The organism is Actinocrinis puniceicyclus (assembly GCF_018283645.1).
Lineage (GTDB): Bacteria > Actinomycetota > Actinomycetes > Streptomycetales > Catenulisporaceae > Actinocrinis > Actinocrinis puniceicyclus.
In genome coordinates this window covers 1-17,424 of record NZ_JAGSXH010000031.1, presented here as the reverse complement: position 1 = coordinate 17,424, position 17,424 = coordinate 1, and the positions used below count along the sequence as shown (strand labels likewise).

Annotated in this window: 21 protein-coding genes; 8 read left to right on the top strand and 13 right to left on the bottom strand. The window is 71.1% G+C overall.

All coding sequences use genetic code 11. The features are described from left to right. Positions 1 to 45: 45 nt before the first annotated feature. A complete protein-coding gene (locus tag KGA66_RS11355; RefSeq protein WP_211467538.1) occupies positions 46 to 1,203 on the top strand; it encodes an Mrp/NBP35 family ATP-binding protein in 1,158 nt (385 codons plus the stop codon). Positions 1,204 to 1,241: 38 nt separating this feature from the next. Here KGA66_RS11355 and KGA66_RS11350 read toward each other — a convergent pair whose 3' ends face one another. Next, on the bottom strand, positions 1,242 to 2,285 hold the full coding sequence (locus KGA66_RS11350; protein ID WP_211467536.1) for a hypothetical protein: 1,044 nt from the start codon (positions 2,283 to 2,285) through the stop codon (positions 1,242 to 1,244). Then, positions 2,282 to 2,647 (bottom strand): PadR family transcriptional regulator, encoded by a 366-nt coding sequence (locus KGA66_RS11345; protein WP_211467534.1) that lies wholly within the window; start codon positions 2,645 to 2,647, stop codon positions 2,282 to 2,284. The genes KGA66_RS11350 and KGA66_RS11345 overlap by 4 nt, the downstream gene beginning before the upstream one ends. A 62-nt stretch (positions 2,648 to 2,709) precedes the next feature. Between KGA66_RS11345 and KGA66_RS11340 the strand changes: the two genes are divergently transcribed. After that, a complete protein-coding gene (locus KGA66_RS11340) occupies positions 2,710 to 3,126 on the top strand; it encodes a VOC family protein (RefSeq protein ID WP_211467532.1) in 417 nt (138 codons plus the stop codon). A 14-nt stretch (positions 3,127 to 3,140) separates the two neighbouring features. Here the strand turns inward: KGA66_RS11340 and KGA66_RS11335 are convergent, their stop codons facing one another. From KGA66_RS11335 to sigE, 4 genes are all read right to left on the bottom strand, one after another. Further along, positions 3,141 to 3,815, bottom strand: coding sequence for a hypothetical protein (locus KGA66_RS11335; RefSeq protein ID WP_211467530.1), 675 nt, complete (start codon positions 3,813 to 3,815; stop codon positions 3,141 to 3,143). Positions 3,816 to 3,833: 18 nt separating this feature from the next. Next, positions 3,834 to 4,217 (bottom strand): sec-independent translocase, encoded by a 384-nt coding sequence (locus KGA66_RS11330; RefSeq protein ID WP_211467528.1) that lies wholly within the window; start codon positions 4,215 to 4,217, stop codon positions 3,834 to 3,836. 112 nt (positions 4,218 to 4,329) lie between these two features. Next, on the bottom strand, positions 4,330 to 4,788 hold the full coding sequence (locus KGA66_RS32465) for an anti-sigma factor family protein (RefSeq protein WP_211467526.1): 459 nt from the start codon (positions 4,786 to 4,788) through the stop codon (positions 4,330 to 4,332). Next, positions 4,788 to 5,450 carry an RNA polymerase sigma factor SigE gene (gene sigE / locus KGA66_RS11320; RefSeq protein WP_312886864.1) on the bottom strand — a complete coding sequence of 221 codons (663 nt, stop codon included), beginning with the start codon at positions 5,448 to 5,450 and terminating at the stop codon, positions 4,788 to 4,790. Before sigE ends, KGA66_RS32465 begins: the two co-directional genes overlap by 1 nt. A 78-nt stretch (positions 5,451 to 5,528) precedes the next feature. Between sigE and KGA66_RS11315 the strand changes: the two genes are divergently transcribed. After that, entirely contained in the window at positions 5,529 to 5,669 is a 141-nt protein-coding gene (locus KGA66_RS11315) for a hypothetical protein (RefSeq protein WP_211467522.1), read from the top strand. A 176-nt stretch (positions 5,670 to 5,845) separates the two neighbouring features. Here the strand turns inward: KGA66_RS11315 and KGA66_RS11310 are convergent, their stop codons facing one another. Continuing rightward, positions 5,846 to 6,013: a DUF3117 domain-containing protein gene (locus tag KGA66_RS11310; RefSeq protein WP_211467520.1), complete on the bottom strand. Its 168-nt coding sequence runs from the start codon at positions 6,011 to 6,013 to the stop codon at positions 5,846 to 5,848. Positions 6,014 to 6,283: 270 nt separating this feature from the next. On the opposite strand from KGA66_RS11310, the gene KGA66_RS11305 reads away from it, so the two are divergent. Next, positions 6,284 to 7,093: an enoyl-CoA hydratase/isomerase family protein gene (locus tag KGA66_RS11305; protein ID WP_312886863.1), complete on the top strand. Its 810-nt coding sequence runs from the start codon at positions 6,284 to 6,286 to the stop codon at positions 7,091 to 7,093. A gap of 51 nt (positions 7,094 to 7,144) precedes the next feature. On the opposite strand, the gene KGA66_RS11300 is transcribed toward KGA66_RS11305, so the two are convergent. Next, positions 7,145 to 7,729, bottom strand: coding sequence for a GrpB family protein (locus tag KGA66_RS11300; RefSeq protein ID WP_211467518.1), 585 nt, complete (start codon positions 7,727 to 7,729; stop codon positions 7,145 to 7,147). Between the two features lie 279 nt (positions 7,730 to 8,008). After that, entirely contained in the window at positions 8,009 to 8,398 is a 390-nt protein-coding gene (locus KGA66_RS11295) for a DivIVA domain-containing protein (protein WP_211467516.1), read from the bottom strand. Positions 8,399 to 8,535: 137 nt separating this feature from the next. Here KGA66_RS11295 and folP point away from each other — a divergent pair, with 137 nt between their 5' ends. Both folP and KGA66_RS11285 read left to right on the top strand, forming a co-directional pair. Then, positions 8,536 to 9,408, top strand: coding sequence for a dihydropteroate synthase (gene folP / locus KGA66_RS11290; RefSeq protein ID WP_211467514.1), 873 nt, complete (start codon positions 8,536 to 8,538; stop codon positions 9,406 to 9,408). Between the two features lie 117 nt (positions 9,409 to 9,525). Then, entirely contained in the window at positions 9,526 to 10,866 is a 1,341-nt protein-coding gene (locus KGA66_RS11285) for an adenosylmethionine--8-amino-7-oxononanoate transaminase (RefSeq protein WP_211467512.1), read from the top strand. Here KGA66_RS11285 and KGA66_RS11280 read toward each other — a convergent pair. The 4 genes from KGA66_RS11280 to KGA66_RS11265 form a co-directional block, all read right to left on the bottom strand. Further along, positions 10,852 to 11,706: an LOG family protein gene (locus KGA66_RS11280; RefSeq protein WP_211467510.1), complete on the bottom strand. Its 855-nt coding sequence runs from the start codon at positions 11,704 to 11,706 to the stop codon at positions 10,852 to 10,854. The genes KGA66_RS11285 and KGA66_RS11280 overlap by 15 nt on opposite strands. Positions 11,707 to 11,788: 82 nt before the next feature. Beyond that, a complete protein-coding gene (locus KGA66_RS11275; RefSeq protein ID WP_211467508.1) occupies positions 11,789 to 13,012 on the bottom strand; it encodes an alpha/beta hydrolase in 1,224 nt (407 codons plus the stop codon). 190 nt (positions 13,013 to 13,202) lie between these two features. After that, positions 13,203 to 14,321, bottom strand: coding sequence for a succinyl-diaminopimelate desuccinylase (gene dapE, locus KGA66_RS11270; RefSeq protein ID WP_211467506.1), 1,119 nt, complete (start codon positions 14,319 to 14,321; stop codon positions 13,203 to 13,205). Beyond that, positions 14,321 to 15,163 (bottom strand): 2,3,4,5-tetrahydropyridine-2,6-dicarboxylate N-succinyltransferase, encoded by an 843-nt coding sequence (locus KGA66_RS11265; RefSeq protein ID WP_211467504.1) that lies wholly within the window; start codon positions 15,161 to 15,163, stop codon positions 14,321 to 14,323. The genes dapE and KGA66_RS11265 overlap by 1 nt, the downstream gene beginning before the upstream one ends. A gap of 106 nt (positions 15,164 to 15,269) precedes the next feature. Between KGA66_RS11265 and KGA66_RS11260 the strand changes: the two genes are divergently transcribed. Together KGA66_RS11260 and KGA66_RS11255 are read left to right on the top strand one after the other, a co-directional pair. Further along, on the top strand, positions 15,270 to 16,247 hold the full coding sequence (locus tag KGA66_RS11260) for a hypothetical protein (RefSeq protein ID WP_211467502.1): 978 nt from the start codon (positions 15,270 to 15,272) through the stop codon (positions 16,245 to 16,247). Positions 16,248 to 16,748: 501 nt separating this feature from the next. Beyond that, positions 16,749 to 17,312, top strand: coding sequence for a hypothetical protein (locus KGA66_RS11255; protein ID WP_211467500.1), 564 nt, complete (start codon positions 16,749 to 16,751; stop codon positions 17,310 to 17,312). Positions 17,313 to 17,424: the final 112 nt, after the last annotated feature.

Genomic DNA, 17,424 nt, shown 5'->3' with positions numbered 1-17,424 from the left:
CGGCCCCGGACGGAGCAGCCCGCGGCCGACGCATAGCATGGGGTCATGGCTGACACGACGACGAGCGCTACGACGCCCACCGAGGAGCAGGTGCGCGCGGCGCTTGCCAGGGTTCAGGACCCGGAGATCCGCCGCCCGATCACCGAACTGGACATGGTCAAGACCGTCGCGATCGGCCAGGACGGCGTGGTGGACGTGGAGATCTACCTGACCGTCGCCGCCTGCCCGCTCAAGGACCGGCTCTGCGAGGACATCAAGGCCCAGGTCGGCGCGCTGGACGGAGTGCGCTCCGTGCGAGTCGGCCTGGATGTGATGAGTACCGAGCAGCGCCAGGCCCTCCAGTCCAAGCTGCGCGGCGGCCGGACGGAGCGGGAGATCCCGTTCGCGAAGCCGGGCTCGCTGACCCGGGTGTTCGCGGTCGCCTCGGGCAAGGGCGGGGTCGGCAAATCCTCGGTGACGGTGAACCTGGCCGCGGCGATGGCCGCCAAGGGCCTGAAGGTCGGCATCGTGGACGCCGACATCTACGGCCATTCGGTGCCGCGCATGCTGGGCGTCACGGACCGGCCCACGCAGGTCCAGGACATGATCATGGCGCCGATCGCGCACGGCGTGCGGGTGATCTCGATCGGCATGTTCACCCCGGGCAACGAGCCGGTGGTCTGGCGCGGCCCGATGCTGCACCGCGCGCTGCAGCAGTTCCTGGCGGACGTGTACTGGGGCGACCTGGACGTGCTGCTGCTGGACCTGCCGCCCGGCACCGGAGACGTCGCGATCTCGGTCGCGCAACTGGTCCCGAACGCGGAGATCCTCGTGGTCACCACGCCGCAGCAGGCGGCCGCCGAGGTGGCCGAGCGGGCCGGCACGATCGCCTTGCAGACCCGCCAGCGCATCGCGGGCGTGGTGGAGAACATGTCCTGGCTGCCGTGCCCGCACTGCGGCGAGAAGGTGGACGTGTTCGGTTCCGGCGGCGGCGAGACCGTGGCCGAGGCGCTCACGCGTGCGACCGGCGCACAGGTGCCGCTGCTCGGCCAGGTCCCGATCGACGTCCGGCTGCGCGCCGGCGGCGACGAGGGCATGCCGTTGGTGCTGTCGCACCCGGACGCGTTGGCGGCCACGGTGCTGCAAGGCATCGCCGAACGGCTCAGCGTGCGCGCACGCGGGCTTGTGGGCATGTCGCTGGCCGTGTCCCCCGCGGGACGGTAAAGGCCCGAAGCCGGCTCAAGGCGGGCGGTGCGGCGGCGTTATGCGGGCACTGCGGTAGCCCGCGCGCGACGCAGGTACAGCGACCACACCAGCGCCGTGGCCAGGACCGCCTCGGTGATCAGCATGTACACGGCCATCCCAGGCCACGCCGCGCCGCGGAACAAGTCACCGATGAAAACGTTCTCGTAGTTGCCCTGCGCGTAGTGGATGAGCGCGCGCGGCACGATCAGCAGGCCCGGAAGCCCGAGGATGAACAGCGCCGCAGGCCAGATCGGCGAACGGCGGGCGCGTACGAGCCCGAAGACCGCGGCCAGCCCGGGCACGAGCGGTCCTGCGTTGATCTGCGCGATCACGTCGATGACGCGGGTATCGCCCGAGTGCCCGTCGAGATGCATCCCGATGGCCGCGCCGCTGACGATGAAGACCACACCCGCGACACCGATCATGCCGCTCAGCCAGCGCCCCGGAGCGGCCGGCCGCGGGCTGCCCCGGTGGAAGCCCAGCCCCGTCGCCAGCGCGATCATCAGGCTCGTCGCGAACACGGCCGCCATATCCGAGGTCGCCGGGTAGCGGTCCTGCACCGAGGCTGCGGCCACGAAACCTGCTTGGGCAACGCCCAGGAAGCGGCCGAGACGGCGGCGCCCGAGCACCAGGGCGATGAACGCGCCGAAGTAGACGAGGGGCAGACCGAAGACCAGCGTCAACCACCACGCCACGGTGGAGCCGGGGGTGTTCTGGAAGTATTGGCTTCGCTCGGAGGCGATGACCACCAGGTTCCCCACGGCCCCCGTTCCGTGCCAGAGACCGAACGCGAGCAGGCCGGCCAGAGCCGTGCGTCTGAGCACCTCGCCGGTGGCCACGGCGCGGCGGGACGCTCCGGGTGCGCCCACGCGCAGCCGGATCGCGAGCGCGGCCAGGCTCGACGCCTCTGCGAGGCTCGGCCGGCGCTTCCCGTCCGCGGCGCCGTCAAGCAGGGTGCTCAGCATCTCCTCTCCGCGCCGTTCGCGATACGCGGCGGGCAGCACCATCAGGACGCGCCGATAACGCGCCGCGAGCATGTCGGTGCCCTGCTTCGCGCTCATGCCGCTCCCCCCGCCGTGCCGAGCTTGCCCGGCAGCGGTATGCCGCGTTCGCGCAGCCGCCGCGTGGCGAGCGCCGCGTGTGAGGCGAGGCGCTCGGCGTCTTCGGCGAGCGCGGCGGCGCCCTGCTCGGTGAGCCTGTAGTAGCGCCGCAGCCGGCCGCCCTCGATCTCGTCCCGGTCGGGGGCCAGCAGACCCTCACCGGTCAGCCGGTCGAGCGCTCCGTAGAGGGTGCCGACTTTCAGCTTCATCTGCCCGTCGGACAGGCGGGCGACTTCCTGGACGATGCCGTAACCGTGCCGGGGCCGGTCCACCAGCGCGGTCAGGATCAGGAAGACCTGCTCCGTCCTCGTCGATGTATTCATGCACAAGATATATCGTCTAGCGAGTTATTGGGCAAGCGGTGACGGCGGGTAGTGTCGGACGCATGGATCTCGATCACGTCGTCATCTGGGTGGACGACCCGCTCAAGTCCGTCGAGTTCTACGTGAACGTGGTCGGCCTGCGACCGGTGCGCGCGGAGGAGTACCGCGCCGGGGCCGCGCCGTTTCCGAGCGTGCGGGTGACCGATCGGTCAATCATCGACCTGACGCCACGTCAGGACGCCCCGGCCGTGAACGCGATGACGAAGACGACGTCCACCGCCGGCTTCCCGGTCAACCACGTCTGCATCGCGATGAGCAAGCAGGAGTACGAGGAGCTCAGCGCGCGTCTGGAGGCGCACGGGGTCGACACCTCGTCGCGGCGCGTCGTCACCTACGGCGCGCGCGGCAACGCGCCACACGCCTTCTACTTCCGGGACCCCGACGACAACGTGATCGAGGCCCGCTACTACGACGAGTAGAACTCAGCCGTCGTTCAGGACACGTACTCGTCGAGGCCGACCCGGGTGAAGGCGAGCGAATACGCCGAGACGCCGCGTCCGTAGGCGGCCAGGAAGCAGTGTTGCGCGGCGGTGGCCAGCACCCAGCCGTACTCGGACTCACGATAGTGAAAGACCTGAGGAAGCAGATCCACGGTCAGGGTCAGCAGCCGCCACGGCGTGTCGCCGAGGCGCTGTGCCACCTGCGCGGCCAGTTCCCGCTGCTGATCCATCCAGTGCTCGCGTACCGAGACGTCCAGGTGCCACGGCCACTGCTCCTCGACCAGCCCGATCCCGGCCACCGCGGCCGCCGCGGCGACGGTGGCGGCCTCGACGAAGCCGCGGGCCGTGCCGTCCGGGCGCAGCACGGGGCGACGCGGCAGCGGGGCCATGGTGACCACGGTGACGGCGCGGCGTTGCGGATCGCCGCCGGGGCGGCCGGTGGGCGCGTCGCCGTGCAGGAGGGTGCCGTACTGGACCGTACCGTCGGCATCGGTGCACAGCGAGCCGAGGCGACGCTCGCCGCGCCACCCGGGGTCGAGGCCGTACCAGGGCAGCCGGGCGGCGCAGAACGCGGCCTGCCCGGCGTGGGCGAGGGCAAGGGGATCGGTGGAAGCGGAGGTGGAACGCGACTCGGTTCCGCGCGAGGTCTGCTGGGCCCTGCTGGTCAACTCAACTCCGTGGATCGGTCACGTCGCGTCTGCGTCGTAGGGCGGCCGCTCGCCCGTGGCCAGCGCGCTCGGCTCGCGGCGCGCAGCCGGTACGTCCTCGGCCGAGCTGAAGGTGCGCAGGTCGCGGTTCAGATCGTCGCGCAGCTCGCGCAGTTGCTCACCCTCGCCGAGCAGGTTCTTGCGGACGAAGGTCTTCGGATTCAGATCCTGCAGGTCGAGCCCGTCGAACTCGGGCCCGAGCTCGTTGCGCAGGTCCGCCCGGGCGTTCTCGCCGAAGGCGCGGACCTGGCGCAGGAAGCGCGCGGCGCTGGCCGCCGCCTGCGGCAGCTTGTCCGGGCCGAACAGGACGACGGCCAGCCCGAGCAGCACGACTATTTCCAGCGGGGACAGGTCGAAGAACATCGCGTCGCTCCGGCGTCGGCGGGCAGGGGGACTGAGCAGTCCGAGGACCAGCACCACAGTAACCGCCCGCGGCGCCGGTCAGACAGAGGCTGCGCCGCAACCGGCCGGCAAATCAGCGCGACGGGAAGGCGCGGCCGAGGAAAGAGGGCTCGGCCAGCGGTACCCGCCCGCGCGGGGCCGAGCGGCCGCGGTTCATCGAACCCGCGCCGCCGAGTCCCGGCTCGCCGTCCTCGGGCAGCTCGCCGATCGGCCGCAGGCCGACCGCGAACTCGGGCAGGAACGCCGAGGAACGGCCGAGGAATCCGCCCGCCTGCGGCGGCGAGGCCGCGGGCGGTTGCGGGGGCTGCTCGGTCTGCGGGATCTGGAACAGGGCGGCCATCAGCCGGGCCGAGGGCTCCGGCATCGGCATCGCCTCGAGTTGGTTCTTCAGCGCGCGCTCGGCCTCGACCAGGGTGCGGCACTGTGCGCAGCCGGCCAGGTGCGCCAAGGCGCGGTCCCGGTCGTCATGAGCGAGTTCCCCGTCCACGAGCGCACCGAGCCGTGCGCCGAGGTGATCGCTGAACCGGCCCATCACAGCTGTCCCTTTCCGCCGCCGGTGCGTTCCGCGTCGTCCTCGATCGTCTCCAGCGGTGGCAGTTCCACCGCCTCGCTCGGGGCGCGGTGCGCCAGGGCGGCACGCAGTTGGCTGCGGCCCCGGTGGATCCGGGACCGGACGGTGCCCAGCTTGACGCCGAGCGTGGCCGCGATCTCCTCGTAGGAGAGGCCCTCGATGTCGCAGAGCACGACCGCGGCCCGGAACTCCGGGGCCAGCTCGGCCAGCGCGCGCTCGATGTCCGCGTCCAGATGGTTGTCGAAGTACGCCTGCGCCGGGGTCGGCTCCTTGCCGGCCATCCGGTCCGCGGCGTCCTCGGCCAGGCCCTCGAAGCGGATCTTGGCCTTGCGCCGCACCGAGTCGAGGAACAGGTTGGTGGTGATCCGGTGCAGCCAGCCCTCGAACGTGCCGGGCGTGTAGCTGTTGAGCGAGCGGAACACCCGGACGAAGACCTCCTGGGTCAGGTCCTCCGCATCGTGCCGGTCCCCCGTCAACCGGTAGGCGAGCCGGTAGACCCTGGCCGAATGAGTACGCACGACCTCGTCCCAGGACGGAGGCGTCCACTCCGCGCCGACCGGCGCGCCCGCCGGAAAGGAGTCGAATCCCGCCTCGCCATAGTCACTGCCGCCCCCGAGCGCCACGGCACTACCTCCTCGTCGTCCGAGTACCGCTGCAGTAACCATAGCTTCCTTCCCCGACGGATTTACTGAGAGCGGCCTGTGAACCTTGACATAGCTCGGCTCAAGGCTGCTGAGGTCCCGCTGGACTCGGGCCGCAGGCCCTCACCCGGAGAAACGCCCGGCCTCGGCGCCGGGTTCCCGGGCGCCGAGGCCGGAGCGGCGGTCGGGACCGCGCTGTAGTGCCGGAGGGTGATTTGGGTCCTCGGACGGCGCATCGGCCGAGCGGCGGCGCTCGCAAGGCGCCGGAACATCCTCATACCGGATCGTATGCGGATGTTTCGGCAACGCAGCGAGCGTCGTCGATCGGCCGATGCGCGCCGGGACCGGTCAAGACGCCGCTTACGACGGTCTGGGCACTAGCCCACGACGTTCTTCAGCGCGTCTCCGAGCGCGCCCGCCTCGTCCGGCGAGAGCTCGACGACGAGTCGGCCGCCGCCTTCGAGAGGCACCCGCATCACAATGCCGCGCCCCTCCTTGACCACTTCGAGCGGGCCGTCGCCCGTCCGCGGCTTCATCGCCGCCATGCTCGTTCCCCTTCCTCGTCGAGTGGCCCGCCGCCGGCTTCGCGGTGCGGCGGACCGTGTGCATCCGGACTGGGCCGGCTGGAGCTGGGGCGCGCTCGGAGGGGTCACGGGACCGCTTCGCCCTGCCCGACGCTCCTCTCCTCACACGCCCTGGCGCAGGGCACGCGGACACCCTGACCGGAGCTCATTATCCCGCACGTCACCGGCCTCGGGAAAACACAACTTGAGAACAAGCTGGCCCGCACGATTACCAGCCGGTAACTTAATCGGGTGACCCGAGACCAGGAAAACGCCGCGGAACCCGTCCGATTCGAGCGGTCCGGCAACGTGGCAACCATCACGCTGAACCGGCCCGACGCGATGAACGCGCTCGACGTGGCGACGAAGGAAGGCCTGCTCACAGCCCTGCGCGCGGCCGCGAGCGACGAGAGCCTGCGGGCCGTGGTACTGACCGGTGCGGGACGTGCCTTCTGCGTCGGACAGGACCTGCGCGAGCACGTCCGGAAACTGAACGCGGGCGAACCGCCGCTGTCCACGGTCCGTGACCATTACAACCCGATCACACTGGCGATCGCGCAGATGCCGAAGCCGACGATCGCCGCGCTCAACGGGGTGGCCGCCGGCGCCGGGGCGGCCTTCGCGTTCGCCTGCGACCTGCGGATCGCGGCCGACAACGCGTCGTTCACCCTGGCGTTCGCCCAAGTGGGTCTGTCCGCCGACTCGGGCGCGTCGTGGACGCTGCCGCGGCTGGTGGGCACGGCGAAGGCGATCGAGTTGCTGTTCAATCCGCAGCAGCGGATCGGCGTGCGGGAGGCCGCGGCGCTGGGCCTGGTGAACGAGATCGTGCCGGCGGACCGGCTGGCCGAGCACGCGGCCGCCCTGGCGCAGCGGCTGGCGAACGGGCCGACCGTGTCCTACGCCGCGCTCAAGGCCTCGGTGCACTACGGCGCGGGACACACCCTGGCCGAAACGCTGGAGTTCGAGGACGAGATGCAGAGCAGGTGCGGAGCCACCGCCGATCACAGGGAGGCGGTGGACGCCTTCCTGGCCAAGCGCGCCGCGAACTTCCAGGGAAAGTAGCCGCGGTGGCGGGCGGCCGGGAGCGCCCGGTCACCCGCCGCCCGAATCGGCTCAGCAGACGTCGGGCAGCGCGCGCAGATCCAGATAGGCGCGGTGGGCCATGCGCACCGTCTCGCGCAGGAAGGCCCGCTTGCCCTCGGCGTATGCCTCCGGGTCGTTGCGGCACTGCCGGGCCAGCCGCCGCTTGAGGTCGGCGTACTGATCGCGGCGTTCCGGGTGGCTCGCCAGGTACTGCACGAGCAACAGCTGATCGTATTCGAGCACCCCGCCGGAGCGGCACACGTAGATGTGAACCTCGCACTTGGGCGCGCGGACGCTGAGGGCTCCCTGCGGCGCGACGAACACGCGCCGATCCGCTTCACGCACCCACAGGGCGAACCCGAGATCTTCGAGCGCGGCCCGGTACTCCTCCTCGGCCTCGGGTTCCGCCACCGAGACCTGGATGTCGAGGTGCGGGCGGCCGAGAAGGCCGGGCACCGCGGTCGAACCGATGTGGTCGACCCGGACCGCGTAGCCACCCAGGGCTGCGCGCACCAGTTCGGCACACACCGCGAAACGCTCGGACCAGACCCTGTCGTAGGGCTTGATCTCTACCGGCGCCAGTTCGCCAACGGCGACGGCGATCTCCACTGCCATCCCAACACCTCCCGCCTGAGGTGAAGTCAGAAAACCGCGCAACCCGCACGGCGTCAAGATGTCACGCGATAACGACTGTGAGTGATAAACGTATCACGGATCAGCAACGTTTCAGCCGGCGCGCATCAAGCGCGCCCAGCGCAACCGACTGTCGGTCGGCGCCTTAATTTCGAGTCCTGAGAATCCCGCGGACGCAAGCTCAGGTCACCGGCCGGTTTCGACGATCGTTCGACAGTGCTCGAATCCAGCAGGGTTCGAATACGCTGCGCGCCGAAGCCCTCACGCGCCGGTGTCGCCAGGGGCCTCGGGGGCGCCGTGGTCCGAGGTTTCGTCCTCGGTGCCCGCTTCGGGCTGCGCCCCGGATTCGAGCTCGGGGCTCGCGTCCGGACGCGGCGCGCGCCCCTCAAGCACCGCGATGCGCTGTTCGCGCGCCTCGATCTCCTGGGCGAGCCGGTCGAGGACGTCGTCCACCTCGTCCATGCGGTAGCCGCGGGCGCCGACCGAGAACCGCACTCGGTCCACGTCCGCGCGCCCGAGCAGGCCGTCACCCGGCAGGGCGAGGTCCGGGCGGTCCGGCACCGGCTCGGACATGTGTCCCCCGCCGCCGATCGCGAGCCAGCCCACGGCTGCGAGCAGCGCGACGATCACCACGAGTTGGAGCCAGTACATCGCGTCCTCGCCTCGTTTCTTCCCACTAGCTGCTCTGCTGTGCCGGAAGCACGCGCCAGCCGTCTAACGCGCCGGCGCGTTAGCCTGCCGCAGAGCATAGGGTACGGCTCCCGGAAAGGCATGGAGGGGACGCCCGCATGATCGAGGACGGATTCAGGCTGGGCCGCCACAGCTTCGGCGCGAACGAGCTGGTGGTCATGGCCATCGTCAACCGCACGCCCGACTCGTTCTACGACAGGGGCGCGACTTTCGACGATGACGCGGCCATGAAACGCGTGGAACTCGCGGCGGCGCAGGGCGCACGGATCGTCGACATCGGCGGGGTGAAGGCCGGCCCCGGCAACGAGGTCGGCCCGGCGGAGGAGATCCGCAGAGTGGTCCCGTTCGTCGAGGCCGTGTGCGAACGGTTCCCGGAGCTGGCCATTTCGGTCGACACATGGCGCGCGGAGGTCGGCGATGCGGTGTGCCGTGTGGGGGCAGACCTGCTCAACGACGCCTGGGGCGGTCACGACCCCGACCTCGCGCATGTCGCCGCGAAGCACGGCGTCGGCCTGGTGTGCATGCACACCGGCGGCGCGGTACCCCGGACGCGGCCTCACCGGGTCGGTTACTCCGATCTCATGGGGGACGTGCTGGAGCAGACGCTGGGCCTGGCGCAACGGGCTCTGGCGCTCGGCGTGCCGAGCGAGTCGATCCTGGTCGATCCGGGGCACGACTTCGGAAAGAACACCCGGCACTCGCTCGAGGTGACCCGGCGGCTCGGCGAGCTGACCGCCACCGGCTGGCCGGTGCTGGTCTCGCTGTCGAACAAGGACTTCGTCGGCGAGACGCTGGACGTGCCGCTGGAGGGCCGGCTGACCGGGACGCTGGCGGCCACCGCGGTGTGCGCCTGGCTCGGCGCCCGGGTGTTCCGGGCGCACGAGGTCGCCGAGACCCGGCAGGTGCTGGACATGGTCGCCTCGATCGCGGGGACGCGGGCGCCCGCGGTCAGCCGCCGCGGCCTGGCCTGACGAGCAGTAGCTCAGCGCGCAGTAGTTCAGCGCGGACGCTCGGCGCGGTCGTTCAGGCAGCCGCTCGGAGCGGCCGTGCGAGGGCGCCGCACGAGGGCGCCGTGCGAGACTGTCCGCGTGGAGGAGCCCGCAGTCGACACCCTGTTGGAGCTGGATCGCACGCTGCTCTGGCACCCTTACGGCGCCATGCCCGCAGCGCTCGATCCGCTGCTCGTGACCGGCGCGTCGGGAGTGCGGATCGAGGTCGCGCTCCCCGACGGGACACGCAGCGAGCTGATCGACGCGATGTCGTCCTGGTGGTCCGCTATCCACGGCTACCGCCACCCGGTCCTCGACGCGGCTGTGCGCGACCAGCTCGGCCGCATGGCGCACGTGATGTTCGGCGGGCTGACGCACCGTCCGGCGATCGAGCTGGCGGCGCGACTGGCGCAGCTCGCGCCCGAGCCGTTGCGGCACGTCTTCCTCGCCGACTCCGGCTCGGTGTCGATCGAGGTCGCCGTCAAGATGTGCCTCCAGTACTGGCGTTCGCTCGGCCGTCCGGGCAAGCGGCGCCTCCTGACCTGGCGCGGCGGCTACCACGGCGACACCTTCCATCCGATGTCGGTATGCGATCCCGACGGCGGGATGCACAGTCTGTGGCGGGGTGTGCTGCCGGAGCAGGTCTTCGCCGAGGCCCCGCCGGACGGGTTCGAGGGCGAACCGTCGAGCGCGTACATAACGCATCTCGCGGACCTGATGCACCGTCACGCTCACGAACTGGCCGCCGTGATCGTCGAGCCGGTGGTGCAGGGCGCCGGCGGGATGCGGTTCCACGCCCCCGGCTATCTCAAGGCGCTGCGTGAGCTCTGCGACGAGCACGACGTGCTGCTGATCTTCGACGAGATCGCCACGGGATTCGGGCGCACCGGCAGGCTGTTCGCCGCCGAGCACGCCGGCGTCGCACCCGACGTGATGTGTGTCGGCAAGGCGCTGACCGGCGGTTATCTCACCATGGCCGCGGCGCTGTGCACGCCCCGGGTGGCCGAGGGGATCAGCCGCGGCGACGTGCCGGTCCTCGCGCACGGACCGACCTTCATGGGCAATCCGCTGGCCGCCTCGGTCGCCCTCGCATCGATCGACCTGCTGCTCGATCCGGCGGCGCGCGGCGGCGCGACCTGGCAGGCGGATGTCGCGCGGATCGAGTCGGGCCTGCGCGCCGGGCTCGCGCCGGCCCGCGGGATCCCGGGGGTCAAGGACGTGCGCGTACTCGGCGGCATCGGTGTGCTTCAGCTGGAGCGCCCGGTCGACATGGCCGCCGCCACCGCAGCGGCGATGCGGCGGGGCGTGTGGATCCGGCCCTTCCGCGACTTGATCTACACGATGCCGCCGTACGTAACCCCGCAGGACGACCTGGCGAGGGTGTGCGAGGCGCTGACCGAGGCGGCCGCCGCCTGCCACACCGCGTCAGCCGCGCTCTGACCGCCCGTCGCCGCGTGGCCCGTGATGGCTCGGCCGCTCGGCCGCGACCTTCTCGGCGAACGCGGCCGACTCGTCCGCGGCGCGGTGACCGTTCTGGCCCTGGATCAAGCGGACCGCCTCGGCCGGCGAGTCGGTGACCGTGAGCAGCGCCAGATCCGCCGGGGAGGCCTTGCCGTCGGCGACCATGCTCTCGCGCAGCCATCGCACGAGACCCGACCAGTAGGCGCTGCCGAGCAGCACGAGCGGGAACGAGGTGACCTTGCGGGTCTGCACCAGCGTCAGCGCCTCGAACAGCTCGTCCATGGTGCCGAATCCGCCCGGCAGCACGACGAAGCCCTGGGCGTACTTGACGAACATGGTCTTGCGGGCGAAGAAGTACCGGAAGTTCACCCCGAGGTCGACGTAGTCGTTGAGGCCCTGTTCGAAGGGCAGTTCGATGCCGAGGCCGACCGAGGTGCCCCCGCCCTTGACCGCGCCCTGGTTGGCGGCTTCCATCACGCCCGGGCCGCCTCCGGTGATCACCGCGTATCCGGCATCCGCGAGCAGCCTGCCGACCTCGACGCCCTGGAGGTATTCGGGCGAGTCGGGCAGCGCGCGGGCGGAGCCGAAGACGGCCACCGCGGGTCCCAGTTCCGCCAGCGCGCCGAACCCCTCGACGAACTCGGCGGTGATCCGGTGCACCCGCCAGGGGTCCGAGTGCAGCCATTCGGTCGGGCCGCGCGTGTCGAGCAGCCGCTGGTCCGTGGTGGATTCCTGCACCTGTCCGCGCCGCAGCACCACGGGACCGCGGAAGCGCACGCCGTTCTGCCGCTTCTCCTGCGGCTCAAAGTCATCAGTCACTGTCGACACGGTACTCCGCGCGCGGCGGACACCCGGGGAACCGGGCGCCAAGCCTGGTGCCCCACCGGCTGAACAGCGTGATTCAGCCGCTCGCCCACGCTCCGGCGGCTCCGCCGACGCCGGTCACGCGGGCCAGGTTCGGCACCGCGGGCACCGCGGAAGTCGGCCGGTCGTCCAGGTGCGTGCTCAGCCAGCCGAACGCCTGCGGTTCCAACGCCTTCCACACCCCGACGTTGTGGCCGCCGCGCGCCGCGATCAGGCGCTGGACCACGGTCGGAGCCTTGGCCGCCGCGCCCATCGCGTTCGCCTCGGCCGCCGTCGAACCGTCCTGCAGCGTGCCGGTGAGCAGCAGGGAGACCTTCGGGGCGCGTCCGTGCTGCAACAACCACAGCGGACTGTTCGCGTTGTAGCCGGCCGTGCCGGGTTTCAGCAGGTCGCCGCCGGGGTGATCGTCACCGCTCATCGAGACCGCCGCGGCGAACCGGTCCGGGTACTGCAACAGCAGCTTGGATGCGCACAGGCCGCCCTCGGAGTAGCCCATCAAGCCCCAGCCGGAACGGTCGGTCACGGTGCGGAACGAGGAGTCGACCAGGTCGTGCACGTCCTTGGCGAGCCAGGTGGCGACCTTCGGGCCGCCGGGGATGTCCGAGCAGTCCGCGTTGTGCGACCCGTCGACGTTGATCGCCGCCGAGACCAATATCGCCGGCCGCGCGGAGTGCCGCTGGACGGCCGCCTCCAGGTTGGCGACCGCGTCGAGGCCGCGGAACCACGAGCCGGCCGAGCCCGGATAACCGGAGAACAGCTGGATCACGGGGAAGTCGGTGGTCGCGTAGGACTTCTGCGTGTACTCGGGCGGCAACCAGACGATCACCTCGCCGGTCACCCCCGAGTCGCGCCCGGTGATCACCGCGTGCAGTTCGCCGGGCAGCCCCGGGTCGGCCCGGAACAGGTCGGCGTTCGGCAGCAGCCGAAGCACGTGGCCGCCGTCGAACGCCCTGTTGGCGGCGACGACCGGGGCGACGGGTTTGCCGGCCTGGATCTGTCCGACCGGCCCGTTGTCGCCGAAGAGGTCCGACCAGGAGGTGTACAGCTGGAAGGAGTTGTTGATCAGCAAGGCGGCCAGCAGGACGGCGCCGGCCTGGCACAGGCCGATCAGGCCGAGGCGCTGGGTGTGCCGCAGCACCCGGGGCCCGCGCAGCCGCCCCCACAGCAGCACCGTGGCAAACGGCAGCGCGATGACCGCCGCGATCACCGCGTCCAGAAACAACCCGCTGGTCAGTCCCATGTCCTCGCCCGATTCAGACAAACCCGTGACACCCGCCGTGGTGCGCACCGCGGCCCCGCCCGCGGTGCCCGGCGGACTTGCGAACCCAGATCGACCTTCCAACCCTGATCGACGCGGTGAGAGGCTTTCAGGTTGCCTTCATCTTCGGATTCTCCCCCCGCAGCGCCCGCTTCGCACGGTTAAGCCGCGAATGCCAGGTGAATACGCCGGGTCATTTCAGCCCGAGCCATTCGGCCAGCATCCGCTCGGTCTCGTGGATCTTGGTGATCGAGGCGTGCTCGTCGCGGGTGTGCGCGAGATTCGGGTCGCCGGGGCCGTAGTTGACCGACGGCACGCCGAGCGCGGCGAGCCGGGCGACGTCGGTCCAGCCGTACTTGGCCCGCGGCGGTACGTCGAAGCGGGCCGCGAAGCGCGCGGCCTCGGGCTGCTCGAGTCCGGGGCGCGCGGCCGGGGCGCTGTCCACGATCCGCACGTCGAAGCCTTCGAAGACGGCGCGCACGTGCTGCGCCGCCTGCTCTTCCGTGCGGTCCGGCGCGAAGCGGAAGTTGACCACCACGGCGCATTCATCCGGGATGACGTTGCCTGCGACGCCGCCGCTGATCCCTACCGCGTTAAGTCCCTCGCGGTAGAGCAGACCCTCCACCTCGACCTCTCGGGGCCGATACTCGGCGAGGCGGTTGAGGATCGGCGCGGCGCGGTGAATCGCGTTGCTCCCGAGCCAGGAGCGGGCGCTGTGCGCGCGCTGCCCGGCGACGGTGACGCGGGCGCGCAGCGTGCCCTGGCAGCCGCCCTCCAGCACTGCGTCGGTCGGCTCCAGCAGCACGCCGAAATCGCCGACCAGCCAGTCGGGGTGCGCGCGCGCGACGTGGCCGAGGCCGTTGCGCGCCGACTCGATCTCCTCGCAGTCGTAGAAGACGAAGGTCAGATCGTGCGCCGACTGCGGGGAAGCCGCCGCGCCGGCCGCCGCGGCGAGCCTGAGCTGCACCGCCACGCCGCTCTTCATGTCGGACGTGCCGCAGCCGTAGATCAGGTCGCCGCAGACCCGTGACGGCACGTTGTCCGCGATCGGCACGGTGTCGATGTGCCCGGCCAGCACGATCCGCGTGTCCCTGCCGAAGTGGGTGCGCGCGACGACGTTCTCGCCGTACCGGTCGACGGTCAGCCGCGGCAGTTCCCGCAACGCCCGCTCGATCGCGTCGGCCAGCGGCTTCTCCGCGCCGCTGACCGAGGGGAAATCGACCAGGGCTGCGGTGAGCTGCGCGGCGTCGAGCGAGAGGTCCACCGAGCCGGCGGGGTTCGTGTCCCGCTGCGCCGTCGGTGCCTGCGCCATCAGGCGCTCATCCCGTGGTCCCGCAGGATGCTGTTGAGCTGGGCCTTGTCGTGCCGCTGCCCCTCGTCGAGCCGCTTGAGCACCAGGACGCAGGGCAGCCCGAAGTCGCCGCCCGGGAACTGCTTGGTGCGGGTACCGCCGACCGCCACCGACCAGGCCGGGATGTGACCGCGGCTGATCTCCTCGCCGGTTTCTACGTCGATCACCGGGATGGTGGCGGACAGGATGGTGCCCGCGCCGACCATCGCGCCCTTGCCGACCCGGGCGCCCTCGACGATCATCGAGCGGCTGCCGATCATCGCCTCGTCCTCGACCACGACGGGGACGGCGTTGGGCGGTTCGAGCACGCCGCCGATTCCGACGCCGCCGGACAGGTGCACGTTCTTGCCGATCTGCGCGCAGGAGCCGACCGTGGCCCAGGTGTCCACCATCGAACCGGAGTCGACGTGGCCGCCGATGTTGGTGAAGCTCGGCATCAGCACCACTCCGGGCGCGAAGTAGCTGCCCCAGCGGGCGATCGCGCCGGGCAGCACCCGCACCCCGGCGAAGTTCTTCTTCAGCGGGATGCGGTCGTGCTGGTAGAACTCGCCGACGCTCGCCTCGGTCATCTCCAGCACTCTGAAGCTGAGCAGGATGGCGCGCTTGGCCCGCTCGTCCACGACCACCGCGTCGCCGTCCGGGTCCACGAAGGCGACCCGCGCGGCCCCGCTGTCGAGCAGGTCGACCGCTTCGACGACCAGCTTGCGGGCGTCGCCGTCGGCGGGTGTGAGTTCGGCGCGGCGCTCCCACAGTTCGTCGATGACGGCGGGCAACGGGCTGCTGAAAGCGGCGGTGTCGGTCATGGGCCAAGACTAGTGCGGAGCCGTGACGAGACCTCGACGCGTCTCGCACAGCGATCGCGTTAACGTAACGGGATACGCTCGCCGCCGACGGACGCCGAGGAGCAACGTGCCGCGCACTGCCCAGACCCGAGACGACAGCGAGGCCCTGGCTCGGCGCGGCGGGGGCGGCGGCTGGCTCAAGGCATTGATCATCGCGACCGTCATCGCCGCGCTGCTCGCCGCCGCGGCGCTGTGGGCGGTGCACAAGCTCGGCCACCTGTCGATCTTCCACACCTCCGGCTGCACGGCCTCCTCCCCGGCGGGAAGCATGAGCCTGGATCTGGAGCAGGCCAAGAACGCCGCGACGATCACGGCGGTCGGCGTCTCGATGAACGTGCCGGACTTCGGGATCCAGGTGGCGCTGGCCACCGCGCGGCAGGAGTCGAAGCTGCACGACCTGGACTACGGCGACCGCGACTCGGTGGGCTTGTTCCAGCAGCGGCCGTCGCAGGGCTGGGGGACGCGGACGCAGATCCTCGACCCGGTGTATGCGGCCACGAAGTTCTATCAGGCGCTGCTGAACGTGCCGGACTGGCAGAAGCTGCCGCTGACCGAAGCGGCGCAGGCGGTGCAGAAGTCCGGCGCGCCGAGCGCGTACGCGCAGTATGAGCAGTTCGCCACGGTGCTGACGGCCGTGTTCACCGGCTCCGCGGGGGCGGGGCTCGGCTGCACCTTGGACGGGCCGACCTTCCCGCCGCAGAGCAAGGCCGGGGCCGCGCTGCTGACCTCGCGCGGGCAGGTGCTGGTCGATCAGCTCCGCACGCAGTTCGGCTCGGCGAACGTCGGCAGGGTCAGCGGGATCCCGGCGAACGGGCTGTCGTTCGACGTGGCCGCGCCGGGTTCGCTGTCGGGCACCGCGGCGACCGCACGCACGTGGGCGTACGCGAACTGGGCGGCGGCGCAGGCCGAGACGACGGGCATAGCCCAGCTCTCGTACGGCGGCAAGACCTGGTCGGCTTCCGACGGCTCGGCGGGTTGGAAGGCGGATTCAGGCGCGGTAGCGAATGCGGCCGCGTTGCATATCGTCATGGTGAGCGGCGGGTAACGCCCGGGACCGCGTATTCACCGCATTGGGTGAGCTCTTTTCCCGCCTCAGCGTAGTTACCATTTAGTTATCACAGTTGGTCACAACCCAACCAACCCAACCGGCTCCTCATCGATGGACCTGGGCAGGCCGCGGCGTCCGCGGCAGTGGTCCCGCAGGGCGACCTGCCGGCGCTGCATCCACCGGGTCTCGACCTACCCGCCGGTCTGCCGGATTCGGTGAACCCGGCCATCGCAGCCGTCCCCCTGTCGGGGAAAACGCCAGCCGCCGAAGCGGGGCGGAAATATGGTGATCCGGTCTCCGGAACTCTCGATCGCCAGCCGTCTTTACCCAAACGTTACCTATCTGGGCCGAAACCTCACCGTCTCCGAATCGTATTTCTCAGTGACATCGCGGGCCCCGTCATGAGCGGCCACGCGTCATCCGGGGCCGTCGGCCCGCCTGCGTCGGGCGGGTCGACCGCCACGGACCGCACAGTCCACACGGAAATGAGAGACACAGATGAGCCACGCCGGGCGTCGTATCGCCTCCACCGCGGCGGCCGCCGCCGCCGTCTCCCTGCCGATCGCCGCCGCCGGGGCCGCGCACGCGGCCACTCTGCCGCTGGCCGGCTCCCTGCCGGTAGTGGGCAACCTGGCTGACAGCCCCACGGTGGACCACCTGAGCCAGGCACTGCCGATCTCAGGCCTGCCGATCTCCGGCCTGCCGATCTCCAGCCTGCCGATCTCCAGCCTGCCGGTGGTCGGCGGACCGGCCGGGCAGCAGGACACCGCCGAGCCGCTCCACGCGCTGCCGGTGGCAGGCAACCTCGCCGGCGCCAAGCTTCCGGGCGTCGCGTCGCTGACGGCTCCCGGCGGCGCCTCCCCGGTCTCCAACCTGCCGGTGGCCGGCGCGCTGACGCACTCGCTCGGCCAGGCCGGGCTGCCGGCCGTGGGCAGCCTGCCGATGGTCGGCGGGCCGGCCCGCGCTTCCGCGCAGCGACAGGCGGCAGCCCTCAAGCAGCAGGCCGCCACCGCGGCGCACACGCTGACGATGCACTACATGGCCAAGCACGCGACGCACTGACACGTCGTTCGGTCCGATCCGGGCATCCACGGCTAAGCGGCCGCTGCGAAAGACCCCGAGACCAGACCGGACGACCGCCGAAGGCTCTGTTCCAGGCGGGCCAGGAGGCGGC

Coding starts and splice junctions, on each gene's coding strand:
- KGA66_RS11355 (WP_211467538.1), top strand. CDS start 46: ATGGCTGACACGACGACGAGCGCTACGACGCCCACCGAGGAGCAGGTG.
- KGA66_RS11350 (WP_211467536.1), bottom strand. CDS start 2,285: ATGAGCGCGAAGCAGGGCACCGACATGCTCGCGGCGCGTTATCGGCGC.
- KGA66_RS11345 (WP_211467534.1), bottom strand. CDS start 2,647: ATGAATACATCGACGAGGACGGAGCAGGTCTTCCTGATCCTGACCGCG.
- KGA66_RS11340 (WP_211467532.1), top strand. CDS start 2,710: ATGGATCTCGATCACGTCGTCATCTGGGTGGACGACCCGCTCAAGTCC.
- KGA66_RS11330 (WP_211467528.1), bottom strand. CDS start 4,217: ATGTTCTTCGACCTGTCCCCGCTGGAAATAGTCGTGCTGCTCGGGCTG.
- KGA66_RS32465 (WP_211467526.1), bottom strand. CDS start 4,788: ATGGGCCGGTTCAGCGATCACCTCGGCGCACGGCTCGGTGCGCTCGTG.
- KGA66_RS11310 (WP_211467520.1), bottom strand. CDS start 6,013: ATGGCGGCGATGAAGCCGCGGACGGGCGACGGCCCGCTCGAAGTGGTC.
- KGA66_RS11300 (WP_211467518.1), bottom strand. CDS start 7,729: ATGGCAGTGGAGATCGCCGTCGCCGTTGGCGAACTGGCGCCGGTAGAG.
- KGA66_RS11295 (WP_211467516.1), bottom strand. CDS start 8,398: ATGTACTGGCTCCAACTCGTGGTGATCGTCGCGCTGCTCGCAGCCGTG.
- folP (WP_211467514.1), top strand. CDS start 8,536: ATGATCGAGGACGGATTCAGGCTGGGCCGCCACAGCTTCGGCGCGAAC.
- dapE (WP_211467506.1), bottom strand. CDS start 14,321: ATGGCGCAGGCACCGACGGCGCAGCGGGACACGAACCCCGCCGGCTCG.
- KGA66_RS11265 (WP_211467504.1), bottom strand. CDS start 15,163: ATGACCGACACCGCCGCTTTCAGCAGCCCGTTGCCCGCCGTCATCGAC.
- KGA66_RS11255 (WP_211467500.1), top strand. CDS start 16,749: ATGAGCCACGCCGGGCGTCGTATCGCCTCCACCGCGGCGGCCGCCGCC.